Source organism: Mucilaginibacter sp. MD40, assembly GCF_002288635.1.
In the GTDB taxonomy this organism is placed as follows: Bacteria; Bacteroidota; Bacteroidia; order Sphingobacteriales; family Sphingobacteriaceae; genus Mucilaginibacter.
Map to the genome: position 1 here is coordinate 2,470,674 of NZ_NRSW01000001.1, position 14,347 is coordinate 2,485,020.

A 14,347-nucleotide genomic window follows, 5' to 3' on the forward strand; every position below is an offset into this window, starting at 1 on the left:
TGAGTTAGATGTATTAACTACATCGATGAACTATCATTCATCAAAAATTAACAATAAGTTAATGCTTTATAGGGTTTTAGGTGAAACATAACTACTTACTTTAAACGTATAATTAAGCATTATTAACCAACCCTCAAATGAAACAAAACTACAAAAACACATTTAAGGCCTTAGCTTTCATAGCGGCGGGCTTAATGGCAATGGGTTGCCAAAAAAACCAGGAGCAGGCCATCACAAAACCAGCCGAAGCCAATGCAACCATTGGCCGCACTTTAAAAACCATGGCGGTATCGTTAACGCAAGGCTTTGAGGTGGGTGCTACCAGCCCAAAAACAGCTTATGATGTATCGCCAACAGGTTCATCATCCGGCGATAATGTAACCTTATCGGGTAACCAGTGGAATTTGTATGACGCACTGATAGGCAACCTCGCTGCCGATCAAAAGAACGGCTCGTGGTCGGCCCGTATCCGTAACACCGGTAAAATTACCATGTTATATGATGTTACTACAGGCATCAGCAGTGTTACGGTAAAAAGCGCTACTTACAGCAGCGACGCCGCCAGTACATGGGGCTTGTTCTACTCAACAAATGGCGGCAGCTCATGGACACAGGCAGGCTCGGCCGTAACTACCACTTCTACGCTGCAAACGCAAACTTTCACCTTTTCGGTTACCGGCACTGTACGTATCGAGATCCGTAAGCTAAGCGGTGGCAGCAGCCGTATCAATATAGATGATATCACCATCAATGATAATGGTTCTACCGGCGGCGGCGGTACGGGCACCGTCATCACAGGTAAAAAATTCCTGTTTGATGCCAGCCACCTGGAAAATGCAGGTAGCGCCGACTGGCAGATAGACGCTGACGGTACCGAAAACGTAGCATCTTACACCGGCGGTACCACTGTTGAGTTAAAGGCCCAACGCTATCCAACACCGTCATATACCGGCATAACCTCATCAACAGCAGAAACCTACTGGACTGGCGGTATATCTGCCTGGGCTGTTGAACTGGTAAAGAAAGGCGAACTGGTAGAGTCGCTTCCTAATGGCGCTGCCATTACCTATGGCGATTCATCAAACCCGCAGGATTTAAGTAACTACGATGTTTTTGTAGTGGTTGAGCCAAATAAACTGTTTACCGCAGCCGAAAAAACAGCCATCATGAACTTTGTATCTAACGGCGGTGGTTTAATTATGGTGGCCGACCATACAGCTGCCACCACAGCAGGCACTGATGCTAACGGGTACAACCCATCAGATCGTGATGGCGATGGTTACGATTCGCCACGCGTTTGGAACGACCTGATGACCAATAACGGCATCAACAACAGTAATCCATTTGGCTTTACTGTAAACTATGTGGATATCAGCGAAAAGCCATCGAGCAATGTGTATACCGGCACCAATGCCAACGCTACAAAAGTGCTGAACGGCGCTGCAGGCACGGCTTCAAAACTGGCCTTTTACAATGGCTCAACAGCTACGCTTACACCGGCAAACAATGCTAATGTACAGGGCCTGTTCTGGCGCAGTAGCTCGACAAATGGCGGCACTACCGGGGTTATGGCGCTTTTATCTACCTACGGCAGCGGCCGTGTGTTTTTCATTGGCGATAGCTCGCCTTGCGATGACGGTACTGGCGACCCTAATGACAACCTGTTCAACGGTTGGTCTGGCGATTCACCATCGGGCTTTACTTCGCATCCGGCGCTGCACTTAAACGCATCGCTTTGGGCGGCAAAAGCGCAATAACATTAGTACAGTTAACATTTTGAAAAATAGCAGGGTAGCGCAATGCACCCTGCTATTTTTGTTTAATCAACCATCTTGTTACAATAAATTAGCATTACCCGCTGAAACAACCGCTATGTATTTTGGGTTATCATAATACATCATTATCACGCAAAACTACTACCATGAAAAATTTTGAAACATTAGTGGACGCCACTAACGATCTTACCAAAAGAGGTTACACACAAAACCTGAGCCTTGAGGGAGATACTATAGACGATAAGTCCAAAAACATCCAAATGACTGCCGACGATTTTGAAATAGATGAATTCTACCGTTTTGAAGGGCAGAGCAACCCCGATGATATGGCTATTGTATACGGCATCAGTTCGGCAAAATATGGCTTAAAGGGTATTTTGGTTAATGCCTACGGTACTTATGCTAACGATAGCTCTTCGGCCATACAGGCTAAACTGCATCACCACCAGGTAAGCAACAACCTGCATGGATCGGACAGGCCGTCGAACAACTAACGTTGTTAAAGTCAAAAATCAAAAGTCAAAATTTAGGGGTTGGCGAGCTTGCTAAGCTTTTGAATTTTGACTTTTTAATTTTGAATTAAAGCCAACAGCTTTTTACCTCTCGCTTGTATAGCAGCCGTTCCGTTGCGCATGAGAAATTGCATTTGGTTGGCTAATTCTTCTTTTATCCAATCATAGCGGGGAGTGAGGTTAAACAGCACTTCTGCTGCTGTAGCTTTAACTGCCACTTTCACACCAGGGTTTATTAACCAATCGAAGCACTTTTCAACTACCTGTTCTAAATTGATGTTATTGAGTTGTTCACGGATATTATCAGGAGCAGTACTACGTGTCAATAGCATTAGTACCCGCGCGAAGTGCCTTTCACAACTCGGGTTGGTCACTTCGGGCATTCGTGATATAATATAGCCAACGTTAGCAGCATACTTTTCTGGCTGTAGGTGCATCACGCTATCCAGCAGCCAGCAAGCCCTAAAGCCTGTTTGTTGGTTTTGGTGGAACGTAAGATCAACCAGTTGATTGATGTCAAAATTTTCCCGAATAACCTTTTCAGAAAGATTTTCTATGAATTTCGCTCCGCGAATACTCGAAAGTTCCTTAATAAGTAAGTCTGCGGTTAACATCTAAATAACATTAGCAAAAACTTTATTTGGGTAAACAAACTTAATTAAATATAAACCAAAAAGATATGCCGGTTAAGGGTAAGCACAGGAGAAATACGCATAGGTGGTCGGCTAAGGTTACCGCTACCAGTGACGCGCTCGATCTGAAGGAAAACATTTTCAAATCTAAGGATCCAGAAAAGATTGCAGAGTCCTTAAAGCAATCAGCCGAAGAAAGCCACAAGCGCAAGGCTTCTCCTTTCCAGAGCGCCATGTCTATGCTTAATTTCTATATTAACCGTGCAGGGAAAAATCTTACCAAGACGCAGAAAAAACCGCTTGAGCAGGCAAAAAATAAACTCCGGAAATTATATGGTCGCCCGGTGAAATAGTAAGAGGCCACAAAAAACTACCTGCATTTTACATCACCGCATCCTAAAAATTATACATTTGCTAACCGTTATTTAATATATATGGTTAAATACAATCGTTTTACACTTGACAATGGGCTACGTGTCCTTGTCCACGAAGATCATACAACCCCCATGGCGGTGCTAAACATATTATATGATGTTGGCGCCCGCGACGAAGATCCCGAACGCACGGGTTTTGCCCACCTTTTTGAGCACCTGATGTTTGGCGGATCAGTAAATATTCCTAATTATGATGGCCCTCTACAGCGCGTAGGCGGCGAAAATAACGCCTTTACCAGCAACGATATTACTAATTATTATATCACCCTGCCATCCGCTAATATCGAAACCGCTTTTTGGCTGGAGAGCGACCGCATGCTTAACCTCGCTTTTAGCGAAAAAAGCCTGGAGGTGCAGCGCAACGTGGTGATAGAGGAGTTTAAGCAACGCTATCTTAACCAGCCTTATGGCGATGTTTGGTTAAAACTTCGTCCGCTGGTTTACAAAACACACCCTTACCGTTGGGCCACTATCGGCAAAACCATTAAGCATATTGAGGATGCCCGCATTGAGGATGTAAAGGCCTTTTTTAAAAAACACTACAACCCGCAAAACGCCATTATGGTGGTTGGCGGAGATGTGACCACAGAACAGGTGAAGCAACTTGCCGAAAAATGGTTCGGTAGCATACCGGCAGGCGAAAAGTATGTGCGCAACCTCCCGCAGGAGCCTGAGCAACGCGAAGAACGCCGGGAAACCACCACAGGCAAAGTGCCTTTAAACGATATTTACATCGCTTTCCAGATGGAGGCCAGGGCCGATTCGAGTTATTATCCAACAGAGCTGATGTCTGATATCCTTTCACGTGGTAATTCGTCACGCCTGTATAAAAGCCTGATAAAAGATAAACAACTTTTTAGCGAAGCTAATGCCTACATAACCGGCAGTATTGATAAAGGGATGTTTGTGATACAGGGAAAGCCATTACAGGGTGTGAGTATGGAAACAGCCGAAAAAGCACTTTGGGATGAATTGGAAAAAATAAAGGCCGAAGAGGTACCGCTGGAAGAATTGACCAAGGTGCAGAATAAGACCGAGTCGACCATGGTATTCTCGGAGATGTCTTTGCTGGATAAAGCCATGAACCTGGCCTATTATGAACTGCTGGGCGATGCTGATGACTTTAACAGGGAAACCGCAAAATTTTTAGCGGTTACACCAGCACAAATTCAACAGCAGGCGTTAAAGCTTTTCCGTAAGGAAAACTCATCAACCTTAGTTTATCTGGCAGAAACCGCTGAAAGCGTTGACGAACCCGAACTATCAGAAGCCCAAAATTGATCTGAACCCTATGACAGTACTTGACAGAAAAACACCGCCGCAATTTAATGGCGTTGAAAATATACATTTAATAAAGCCTGAGGAGAAAACACTGGACAACGGCGCAAAAGTTTTCATTTTTAACTCAGGCGAACAAGATCTGGTGCGTATTGAATTTATATTTAGTAACCTGCGGTTCAACCCATCTAAACCCTTACTGAATGTGGCGGTTAATACCATGCTTACTGATGGCACCTCGAAAATGACGGCTGCTCAGATCGCGGATAAGATTGACTTTCATGGCGCGTTTTTGCAGGTTGATTATGGTTATGATAACTCCCAGGTTACACTTTTTACGCTTAACAAACACCTGAACGCTACGTTGCCGGTGGTAAAGGAAATACTTACCGATTCTATTTTCCCTGAAAAGGAGCTGGCCACTTATAAGCGCAACCAACAGCAAAAGTTACAGGTAAGCTTACAGAAGAATGATTTTGTTGCCCGGCGCCTGTTCAACGAGGCTGTTTTTGGTGATACCATTTATGGCAAGGCAGCCTATCCCGAAGATTTTGAATCATTGAACAGGGAGGATATGCTGGCTAATTATAAACAAATGTACCAACCGGGCAACTGTACCATTATTGTAGCAGGCAAGGCGGGTGCAGAAGTGGTAGCGGCTGTAACCAGCACATTTGAGCAGGGCTGGGATCATCAATCGGCCAAAGGCGATACTTCTCAGCCCGAGGTAAAATCAGCAGACGAGCATTTCATTTATAAAGAAAAAGCCGGGGCTTTGCAATCAGCTATTCGTGTAGGTACGCCATTCGTAAGAAGGTCGCATCCTGATTTTGCAGGGCTGCAAGTATTAAATACCGTATTGGGCGGGTATTTTGGATCGAGGCTAATGAGTAATATCCGTGAAGATAAAGGTTACAGCTATGGCATAGGGTCGGGGATGGCATCTTTTAAAAACGCGGGGTCTTTCTTCATCGCCTCTGAAGTAGGCGCTGATGTTTGCAAAGCGGCGTTAAACGAAGTAGAGAAAGAGATCAACCTACTGAAAACCGAACTGATCCCTGAGGAAGAACTTTCGCTGGTACGCAACTTTATGTTGGGCTCGCTGTTGGGTAGCCTGGAAAACATCATGTCGCATGCTGATAAATTCAAAAGCATCTATTTCTCCGGCTTGGATTATGATTATTACGACCATTATACTGAAACCGTTAAAAACATAACTGCCGAAGATTTAAAGGCATTAGCCAATAGATACTACGATTTTGGTAATTTCTACAAAGTTGTGGCAGGGAAATATTGATTAAGAAACAAGATTTAAGAGCCAGGAATCAAGACAGAAATAAATATTCTTTTAAATGTAAAATTCTTGATTCTTGGCTCTTGTTTCTTGTATCTCTTTTAAAATTCAAAATAAAAATCTATCTTTGCCCGGCAAATAATAACTCCAATATAATTATTTGCCATGCAGTTAGACCCATCCAAATTTGTCGCCGAAGGCTTAACTTACGACGACGTACTGTTACTCCCCGCATACTCTGAAGTTTTACCGCGCGAAGTGGATACAAGCACTTTTTTAACTAAAAAGATCCGCTTGAATATTCCTATTATTTCCGCTGCGATGGATACAGTTACCGAGGCTGGCCTGGCCATTGCCATTGCGCAGGCAGGCGGTATAGGCATGCTGCATAAAAACATGACCATTGAAGCCCAGGCCGATGAGGTACGTAAAGTAAAACGTTCTGAAAGCGGTATGATACAGGAGCCCGTAACACTGTCTGAAAATGCTTTACTGTCTGATGCGGTAAACATCATGCGCGAATATGGCATTGGAGGTATCCCGGTGGTATCTGCTGACAATAAGCTAAAAGGTATCATCACTAACCGCGATCTGCGTTTCCAGAAAGATCTTACCGTACCTGTAAGCCAGGTAATGACCAAAGAAAACCTCATCATAGCCCCGGAAGGTACTACCTTGCAAGACGCGGCTGTGATATTGCAGGATAATAAGATAGAGAAACTACCCGTTGTAAATAAAGATGGTAAACTGGTTGGTTTAATTACTTACAAAGATATCCAAAAGGTAAAAACATTCCCTAACGCTTGTAAGGACGAGTTTGGCCGCCTCCGCGTTGGCGCGGCCGTTGGTGTTGCCGCCGATAACATTGACCGTGTTACCGCGCTTGTAAAAGCAGGTGTTGATGTAATTACTGTTGATACCGCTCATGGCCATTCAAAAGGAGTTATCGATATGGTTAAGGCCGTTAAAAAGCTTTACCCGGATCTGCAGGTTATTGCGGGTAACATTGCAACAGGCGATGCGGCAAAAGCCCTTGCCGAAGCCGGCGCTGATGCCGTTAAAGTAGGTATAGGCCCGGGGTCTATTTGTACTACCCGTATTATTGCCGGTGTAGGTGTACCGCAGTTATATGCGGTTTACGAATGTGCTAAAGCCCTTGAAGGTACCGGCATCCCGGTAATTGCCGATGGTGGTATTAAGCAAACCGGCGATATGGTTAAAGCCATAGCCGCAGGCGCAAGTACCATAATGGCGGGTTCGTTGTTCGCGGGTGTTGAAGAATCTCCGGGCGAAACCATCATTTACGAAGGCCGTAAATTTAAATCGTACCGCGGTATGGGCTCTATCGAGGCGATGGCAAAAGGTTCTAAAGACCGTTATTTCCAAGACGAAACTGATGTGGTAACCAAGTTAGTACCAGAGGGTATTGTGGGCAGGGTGCCGTTTAAAGGTAACATGGCCGAGGTGGTTTACCAGTACATTGGCGGCCTGCGCGCAGGTATGCATTACTGTGGTGCCGCAACTATTGAAGACCTGCAAAAAGCACGCTTTGTACGTATCACCGCTGCCGGTATGCGCGAAAGCCACCCGCACGATATTACCATTACTAAAGAAGCACCGAATTATACTTCGCGGTAAGGTATTAGAGGTTGGAGATTAGAGATTAGTTTTGAGAAATTCTAAACTCTGATCTCTAAATTCTGAAATAAAAATACCCGGGTAAGAAAAAACTAATCTCCAATTAACCGATCACTAATCAACTAAATGCAAAGCATTGCCATTTTCTGCGGCGCCAACTTCAACGGCGATCCTCTGCTTAAACAAGCCATTGAAACATTGGCTGATGTTTTTGTAGCAAAGAATATCAAAGTGGTTTATGGTGGTGGCAAGGTAGGAGTGATGGGCTTGATAGCCGATGCCATGCTTAGTCGTGGTGGCGAGGTAATTGGTGTTATTCCGCAGTTTTTGATTGACAAGGAAGTGGGCCACATGGGTATCACCGAATTGCACGTGGTTGATAACATGCACCAACGCAAACAAATGATGAATGACCTTTGCGACGGCATCATTATGCTGCCGGGTGGTTTTGGTACGCTCGAAGAATTTTTTGAAGTACTTACCTGGCTGCAGTTGGGCCTGCACAATAACCCTGTAGGCGTGCTCAACATTAGCGGCTTCTACGACCATTTGTTAAAGCAAATGGATGTTATGGTAGAGCAGCGCTTTCTTAAACCCGCTAACCGCCAACTGGTGCTCACTTCTGCCGACCCCGCGGAACTGGTAAGCCTGATGGAAAACATCGACATAAAGCCCGATGAAGTTTGGTTTAAAGACCGGAACCTGACTTAATTATTCCGTTATTAACTTAACTATTCGCGGGTCTGATGTATAACCTTATTCTATGAGTTGGACTAATAGTTACAATACCATTAGTTAATTCATTGTTAGATAACACAATATACATTTCTACCTCTACGCCGTTTTTTCTAAAAACATCTTTTCTTTTAACCCTTCCGGTTTCTATTGCTGATAGGTCTTCTATTGAACCTGTAGTTTCAGGAGTACCATAATTGGCACTTACCTGGGCAAGCAGTTCTTTATATTTGTTCACATAGTTCATCAAAACCGTGGTAGGTTGTGTAGTCGCATGATGATCTTCGGTAAAATTACTGTCGTCCCATTCATAAAGGATATTATTGATGGTAGAGTCTTTGGCATTGGCGAAATAATATACCCACAGGTTAGGCACATTTTTTTCAGGCCGCTCAAAAACTACCGGATCCGCAATACCCGGTGGGTTAATGTAGGTGCTCCACAGATCAACAGGCTTGCTTTTCAAATTGGTTTCGTAACTGCGTATTTCCGCTATGTTTTTGTTTTTAATATCAAAATTGATCTGCGCGGTGGTAAACTGGCAGAAAAAAGGCACAACATATAGTAAAGCGGCAAAGCTTTTAAAATAACTCATCATAAAAATAGGCGCAGGTTTATGGTTTACCTGCAATTGGTTAAATGCTAAAGTAAGTAATTTTAGCCGGATTAGCTGCTAATTGTTTAACTTACACTACCAAATAATACCTTTTAATTGAAGTATTGTTTTTAAAGTCACCCTTACACCTTTAAATATTTGCTTAATGCATATCAACTTATCTGATGAAGATTTTCAAGGACTTATCACTTTATTGCTTGGATGTATTTTCCTTTTCACAGGATATATTTATACAAGGCGTAACCGTATGCTTTATGATAAAGGGATTAAGGTAGAAGGAGTAATTTTCTCCATTGAACGCAATGATGGATTAAGAGTTGGCAACCGTATTGAGCCGGATTATTACGTAACCATAAGATATACCACGACCGATAACCTGTGGATAACCAAACGCTATGATGAGATAAGAGACGCCTTAACTTTATCTGAAGGCGACAAAGTTAAGGTCATATATAATCCTGCTGACCCGGAAGAGTTTATTTTAGGTGATGGAAGATCTAAGTTTGGGCCATTGGTATTTACGTTGATTGGCGTTTTGCTAATTGCCGGTTCTGTGATAGCATACTTATTTAATTTAAAAATTTTTAGCTAATGATAAAATATTTTTTGTTATTGATAGCGTTTTTTTCATTCTCTGCGTCGGCTCAGATCAATCGAAAACCTATTCTAATTGATACACATAACGATGCCATATCCAATGAGCTCATCACCGGTTCCGATTTAGGCAAATTACAGCAAACAGGCAATTTAGACCTGGTACGAGCCAAAATTGGCGGCCTCAATGCACAGGTATTTTCCATTTGGTGCGGCGACCAATATGGCAATGGCACTGCATTTCGCTTTGCTAACCGTGAAATAGACTCGCTTGATGCGTTAATTAAACGGTACCCAAATAAAATAAAGTTAGTCACTACCTCTACCGATCTGCAAAAGACGGTTAAACAAGGCAAATTTGCCGCGTTGATAGGCGTAGAAGGCGGCCATATGATAGAAAGCCGGCTGGATTATATTGACAGCCTTGCTAAAAGGGGCATGATCTACCTCACCCTAACCTGGAATAACAGTACCCCCTGGGCCACATCAGCCCGCGACGAGGTATTACATGGTGATACCCTGAAACATAAAGGACTTACAGACTTTGGCAAAGCCGTAATTAAAAAATTAAACAGGCTGGGTGTTATTATTGACCTTTCTCATCCCGGTGAGCAAACTTTTAAGGATGTAATGGCACTAACCAGTAAACCGGTAATGGCATCGCATAGTTGCGCTTACGCGCTGGCACCCCATCGCCGTAATTTAAAAGATTACCAGCTAAAAGCCATTGCTAAAAACGGCGGTGTAGTATTTGTAAATTTCTACAGCGGTTTTTTAGATACCGCCTATGAAGCAAAGCACGAAGCCTACCTTTCCAGGCATAAGCCCCAACTGGATTCATTAATGAAGATCTACCACGATTATGACCTGGCCAGTATACGCCTTAACGCCATTAACAAAGCCGAGGCAGACCAGTTACGCCCGCCATTGAGCCTGCTCATCAAACACATTGATTATATGGTGAAACTAATAGGTGCCGATCATGTAGGTATCGGGTCGGATTTTGACGGCGCTGAATCATACCCGCTTGGCTTAGACAGCGTAACCGATTACCCTAAAATCACCGCGGAACTGGTTAAACTGGGCTACGAAGAGAGTGATATTGACAAAATATTGGGCCGCAATTTTATCAGGATCCTTAAAGCGAACAGGGGGTAGTTAACAGCTTATCAACACACCTGCCGCAGCGTTAATAAGTTTTACGGGGTGTTGACTGTCCTTGTTTATGTTTTTATTAAATTCGCATCTCATTAATATATGCAAATGTCACAAGATACTGAACACGTTAAATGTTTAATTATAGGTTCGGGACCTGCAGGTTATACCGCGGCCATTTACGCTTCGCGCGCCGATCTTAAGCCCGTTATGTACACTGGTATGCTTGCCGGCGGTCAGCTTACCCAAACTACCGAAGTGGAGAATTTTCCCGGTTACCCCAATGGCATTATGGGCCCCGAAATGATGGAAGATTTCCGTAAACAGGCAGAGCGTTTAGGAACCGATATACGCTTTGGTTACGTAAGTTCAGTTGATTTTGCATCACTACCACACAAAGTAGTAGTTGATGAAAGCAAAACTATTTTGGCAGATACCGTTATTATCTCTACAGGCGCTTCGGCCAAATGGCTCGGCCTGGAGAGCGAACAAAAATATAGTGGCTTTGGCGTATCAGCCTGTGCCGTGTGCGATGGCTTTTTCTTTAAGGGGCAGGATGTGGCTATAGTTGGTGCCGGTGACACCGCCGCCGAAGAAGCTACTTACCTGGCTAAGATGTGCCGCAAGGTGTACATGATCGTTCGCAGAGATGAGTTCCGTGCTTCAAAAGCCATGGTGCACCGCGTATTAAATACGCCGAACATTGAGGTATTATACAATACCGAAACCATTGAAATAATGGGCGATGGTACCAGCGTTAACGCGGTTAAAGTGTGTAACAATCAAAGCCAGCAGGAAACTATTTTAGATGTGACCGGCTTTTTCGTAGCTATTGGCCATAAACCCAATACCGATATTTTCCGCGGATGGATTAATATGGATGAAACCGGCTATATTATAACACGTCCCGGTTCAACAGAGACCAATGTGGAAGGCGTATTTTGCTGCGGCGACGCCCAGGATCATATTTATCGCCAGGCTGTTACCGCGGCCGGTACAGGCTGTATGGCAGCTATAGACGCAGAGCGTTACCTGGCTGCAAAAGAGCATGTGGTTACCGCTTAAACGGTTAATTGATTAGAGATTTGTGATCAAAGATTGGTTAATTAAAGATTAGAGATTAGAGATTAGAGATTAGAGATTAGTGCTTAAGGTACAATTATATATTTCCTAATCTTTAATCTTTAACCTACAGTCTCTAATACAGCTTCCTAAAAAACTTTAAAAAGGCCGGTTCTTTATAACGAACCGGCTTTTTTGTTTCTATTCGGGTAATTTTTGTGTGATAATGACACATTATTTTCAAATAATGTTAAATTCACAGCTCATTATTCACCTGAAGAAATACGTCATGCTTAAAACGCTAACTGCTTTATTATTCTCCTGCTTCTTAGTATCGTCTGCAATGGTAAACGCGCAGGATACCGATCCTTATGCCGGTATCATCCCGGCACCGGTATCTGTTAAAAAAGCCGCGGGCCAATTTGTTCTTAGTCAGGAAACGGTTATACAGGCAGATACACCTGATAATAAAGCAGTTCAGTTTTTTTCCAAATACATGGCCAATAATATGGCCTACAATAAACAGGTGGCCACCCGCAACGCGCGTGTAAGCACTACAAGTATTGTTTTCACTTCTGCCGGCACCGATAACCTACCGGCAGAGGGGTATCGCTTAACCATTACACCAAACCAGGTCACTGTTGCAGGTAAAGGTGCCGGCCTTTTTTATGGTGTGCAAACCCTCATTCAATTAATGCCGCTTGAACATGGCGGAACAGCGAAGCTACCTGCTGTTGTTATTGAAGATTATCCGCGATTTGGTTACCGGGGCATGATGCTTGATGTTTGCCGCCACTTCTTTACGGTTGAATTTGTAAAAAGGTATATCGACCTGATGGCGGCTTATAAGCTTAACCGCTTTCACTGGCATTTAACCGACGACCAGGGATGGCGAATTGAGATAAAAAAATATCCGAGATTGACCTCTGTTGGCAGCTTTAGAAAAGAAAGCGTAATAGGCAACTACAAAGACCGCCAACCGCTGCAATATGATGGTGTACCGGTATCCGGCTATTACACGCAGGAGCAGATACGCGATGTGGTAAAATACGCGCAGGACAGGTACATTACTATTGTACCCGAAATTGAGATGCCCGGCCACGCCCTAGCGGCGCTTGCCGCTTACCCGGAGTTGAGCTGCAACCCCGATCAAAAGTATGAGGTATCGGGCAAATGGGGTGTGTTTAATAATATCTTTTGCCCCTCAGAAAAAACCTTTGGCTTTTTGCAGGATGTTTTAACTGAGGTGATGGAACTGTTCCCGGGTAAGTACATCCATATTGGTGGCGACGAAGCGCCTAAAGAAGTATGGAAGCAATCTAAATTTTGCCAGGACCTCATCAGGCGGCTTAACCTAAAAAATGAGCATGGTCTGCAAAGCTACTTTGTACAACGTATGGAGAAGTTTGTGAACAGCAAAGGCCGCAGCATTATTGGCTGGGACGAAATATTGGAAGGCGGCCTGGCACCTAACGCCACGGTAATGAGCTGGAGAGGCGAGGAGGGCGGTATTGAGGCTGCCAAACAAAACCATGATGTGATCATGACGCCGAGCAGCCAGGGTTTATATTTTGACCATACCCAGGGCAAACTTAACCAGGAGCCGGTTGGCATTGGTGGCAACGCGCCTATACAAAAAACCTATGCTTATAATCCAACGCCTGCATCATTAACGCCCGACCAGCAAAAGTATATCAAAGGCGTACAAGCTAACCTTTGGACGGAATACATCACCACCGAAAACAAAGTAGAGTACATGATATTACCACGCATGCTGGCACTATCAGAAGTGGCATGGTCGCCTTTGGCTAATAAAAATTTCAAGGACTTTTATGAAACACGCCTGCCGGATCATCTGGCATGGTTTGATAAAAACGGCTACAACTTTCGTGTACCGCCGGCCATTGGCGCTGCTGATACGGTAATGATAGCGCCGGTAATGACGGTGAATTTAAAATCGCCGGTTACGGGAGCCAAAATATACTATACGATTGACGGTTACACCCCACGTGAAACCGAACTGCTGTATACCAAGCCCATGACATACCAGGTACCCCTAAACGAATTTCGCGATCTGAAAACCATTGTGGTAACACCTGCGGGCCGCAGAAGTGTAATTACGGCTGCCAAGGTATTTAATAAAAGGCCGTTGCCGCCAATAGCTTACAACGGAAATGCCCAGGGTTTAAAATACCAGGTTTCGGAAGGCACATATATCAACACTACGCAGATAAACCCGGCCGCGGTAATAGATACCGGCGTTGCTAAAAGTTTCAGTACCGCGCTAAGTGCCTTTAAAAAGGAGTTTGATAAGTATGGCGTTGTGTTTAGTGGTTATATAAAGATTGACGTTGATGGTAATTATGGCTTTTCAACAGCCTCATCAAATGGTTCGGTATTATTGATAGATGAAATACCTATTGTCGATAACGATGGTCGCACCGGACTGATTGAGCAGCAGGGTGTCATTCCATTGCAGAGGGGTTACCATAAAATAACTATCAAATATGTAGACGCAAACACATCGGGTAGTGGTTTACGTGTTTATATGACCATACCCGGTAAGCCTAAAGGTGAAATTTCGCCGGATATGATGTATTATTAATAGCCGATATAAAATAT

Annotated in this window: 13 protein-coding genes; 11 read left to right on the plus strand and 2 right to left on the minus strand. The window is 43.9% G+C overall.

Annotated features, from left to right (window positions below; translation table 11 throughout):
* Window positions 1-137: 137 nt before the first annotated feature.
* Together CKK33_RS11110 and CKK33_RS11115 are read left to right on the plus strand one after the other, a co-directional pair.
* A complete protein-coding gene (locus CKK33_RS11110) occupies window positions 138-1,757 on the plus strand; it encodes a hypothetical protein (RefSeq protein ID WP_198952462.1) in 1,620 nt (539 codons plus the stop codon).
* Between the two features lie 164 nt (window positions 1,758-1,921).
* Window positions 1,922-2,269, plus strand: coding sequence for a phosphoribosylpyrophosphate synthetase (locus tag CKK33_RS11115; RefSeq protein WP_095705829.1), 348 nt, complete (start codon window positions 1,922-1,924; stop codon window positions 2,267-2,269).
* Between the two features lie 74 nt (window positions 2,270-2,343).
* Here CKK33_RS11115 and CKK33_RS11120 read toward each other — a convergent pair whose 3' ends face one another.
* The gene (locus CKK33_RS11120; protein WP_095704173.1) at window positions 2,344-2,901 is read right to left on the minus strand and encodes a hypothetical protein; all 558 of its coding nucleotides are present in this window, start codon (window positions 2,899-2,901) and stop codon (window positions 2,344-2,346) included.
* 65 nt (window positions 2,902-2,966) lie between these two features.
* Between CKK33_RS11120 and CKK33_RS11125 the strand changes: the two genes are divergently transcribed.
* From CKK33_RS11125 to CKK33_RS11145, 5 genes are all read left to right on the plus strand, one after another.
* A complete protein-coding gene (locus CKK33_RS11125; protein ID WP_095704174.1) occupies window positions 2,967-3,272 on the plus strand; it encodes a DUF3175 domain-containing protein in 306 nt (101 codons plus the stop codon).
* Between the two features lie 81 nt (window positions 3,273-3,353).
* Window positions 3,354-4,634: a pitrilysin family protein gene (locus tag CKK33_RS11130; RefSeq protein WP_095704175.1), complete on the plus strand. Its 1,281-nt coding sequence runs from the start codon at window positions 3,354-3,356 to the stop codon at window positions 4,632-4,634.
* 10 nt (window positions 4,635-4,644) lie between these two features.
* The gene (locus CKK33_RS11135) at window positions 4,645-5,928 is read left to right on the plus strand and encodes a pitrilysin family protein (protein WP_095704176.1); all 1,284 of its coding nucleotides are present in this window, start codon (window positions 4,645-4,647) and stop codon (window positions 5,926-5,928) included.
* Between the two features lie 162 nt (window positions 5,929-6,090).
* Window positions 6,091-7,563 carry an IMP dehydrogenase gene (gene guaB, locus CKK33_RS11140; RefSeq protein ID WP_095704177.1) on the plus strand — a complete coding sequence of 491 codons (1,473 nt, stop codon included), beginning with the start codon at window positions 6,091-6,093 and terminating at the stop codon, window positions 7,561-7,563.
* Window positions 7,564-7,689: 126 nt separating this feature from the next.
* Window positions 7,690-8,274: a TIGR00730 family Rossman fold protein gene (locus CKK33_RS11145; protein WP_095704178.1), complete on the plus strand. Its 585-nt coding sequence runs from the start codon at window positions 7,690-7,692 to the stop codon at window positions 8,272-8,274.
* Between the two features lie 16 nt (window positions 8,275-8,290).
* Here the strand turns inward: CKK33_RS11145 and CKK33_RS11150 are convergent, their stop codons facing one another.
* The gene (locus tag CKK33_RS11150; RefSeq protein ID WP_143822948.1) at window positions 8,291-8,896 is read right to left on the minus strand and encodes a hypothetical protein; all 606 of its coding nucleotides are present in this window, start codon (window positions 8,894-8,896) and stop codon (window positions 8,291-8,293) included.
* A 163-nt stretch (window positions 8,897-9,059) separates the two neighbouring features.
* Here CKK33_RS11150 and CKK33_RS11155 point away from each other — a divergent pair, with 163 nt between their 5' ends.
* The 4 genes from CKK33_RS11155 (at window position 9,060) to CKK33_RS11170 (ending at window position 14,330) form a co-directional block, all read left to right on the plus strand.
* Window positions 9,060-9,506: a DUF3592 domain-containing protein gene (locus CKK33_RS11155; protein ID WP_095704180.1), complete on the plus strand. Its 447-nt coding sequence runs from the start codon at window positions 9,060-9,062 to the stop codon at window positions 9,504-9,506.
* On the plus strand, window positions 9,506-10,666 hold the full coding sequence (locus tag CKK33_RS11160; protein ID WP_095704181.1) for a dipeptidase: 1,161 nt from the start codon (window positions 9,506-9,508) through the stop codon (window positions 10,664-10,666). The genes CKK33_RS11155 and CKK33_RS11160 overlap by 1 nt, the downstream gene beginning before the upstream one ends.
* Window positions 10,667-10,771: 105 nt before the next feature.
* Window positions 10,772-11,728 carry a thioredoxin-disulfide reductase gene (trxB, locus tag CKK33_RS11165; protein ID WP_095704182.1) on the plus strand — a complete coding sequence of 319 codons (957 nt, stop codon included), beginning with the start codon at window positions 10,772-10,774 and terminating at the stop codon, window positions 11,726-11,728.
* A gap of 244 nt (window positions 11,729-11,972) precedes the next feature.
* Window positions 11,973-14,330, plus strand: a complete 2,358-nt coding sequence (locus tag CKK33_RS11170) for a family 20 glycosylhydrolase (RefSeq protein ID WP_233138196.1) — start codon at window positions 11,973-11,975, stop codon at window positions 14,328-14,330.
* Window positions 14,331-14,347 lie beyond the last annotated feature (17 nt).

Bases quoted from the DNA above. Each gene is read 5' to 3' on its own strand.
- CKK33_RS11110 (WP_198952462.1), top strand. From the start codon at position 138: ATGAAACAAAACTACAAAAACACATTTAAGGCCTTAGCTTTCATAGCG.
- CKK33_RS11115 (WP_095705829.1), top strand. From the start codon at position 1,922: ATGAAAAATTTTGAAACATTAGTGGACGCCACTAACGATCTTACCAAA.
- CKK33_RS11120 (WP_095704173.1), bottom strand. From the start codon at position 2,901: ATGTTAACCGCAGACTTACTTATTAAGGAACTTTCGAGTATTCGCGGA.
- CKK33_RS11125 (WP_095704174.1), top strand. From the start codon at position 2,967: ATGCCGGTTAAGGGTAAGCACAGGAGAAATACGCATAGGTGGTCGGCT.
- CKK33_RS11130 (WP_095704175.1), top strand. From the start codon at position 3,354: ATGGTTAAATACAATCGTTTTACACTTGACAATGGGCTACGTGTCCTT.
- CKK33_RS11135 (WP_095704176.1), top strand. From the start codon at position 4,645: ATGACAGTACTTGACAGAAAAACACCGCCGCAATTTAATGGCGTTGAA.
- guaB (WP_095704177.1), top strand. From the start codon at position 6,091: ATGCAGTTAGACCCATCCAAATTTGTCGCCGAAGGCTTAACTTACGAC.
- CKK33_RS11145 (WP_095704178.1), top strand. From the start codon at position 7,690: ATGCAAAGCATTGCCATTTTCTGCGGCGCCAACTTCAACGGCGATCCT.
- CKK33_RS11150 (WP_143822948.1), bottom strand. From the start codon at position 8,896: ATGATGAGTTATTTTAAAAGCTTTGCCGCTTTACTATATGTTGTGCCT.
- CKK33_RS11155 (WP_095704180.1), top strand. From the start codon at position 9,060: ATGCATATCAACTTATCTGATGAAGATTTTCAAGGACTTATCACTTTA.
- CKK33_RS11160 (WP_095704181.1), top strand. From the start codon at position 9,506: ATGATAAAATATTTTTTGTTATTGATAGCGTTTTTTTCATTCTCTGCG.
- trxB (WP_095704182.1), top strand. From the start codon at position 10,772: ATGTCACAAGATACTGAACACGTTAAATGTTTAATTATAGGTTCGGGA.
- CKK33_RS11170 (WP_233138196.1), top strand. From the start codon at position 11,973: ATGTTAAATTCACAGCTCATTATTCACCTGAAGAAATACGTCATGCTT.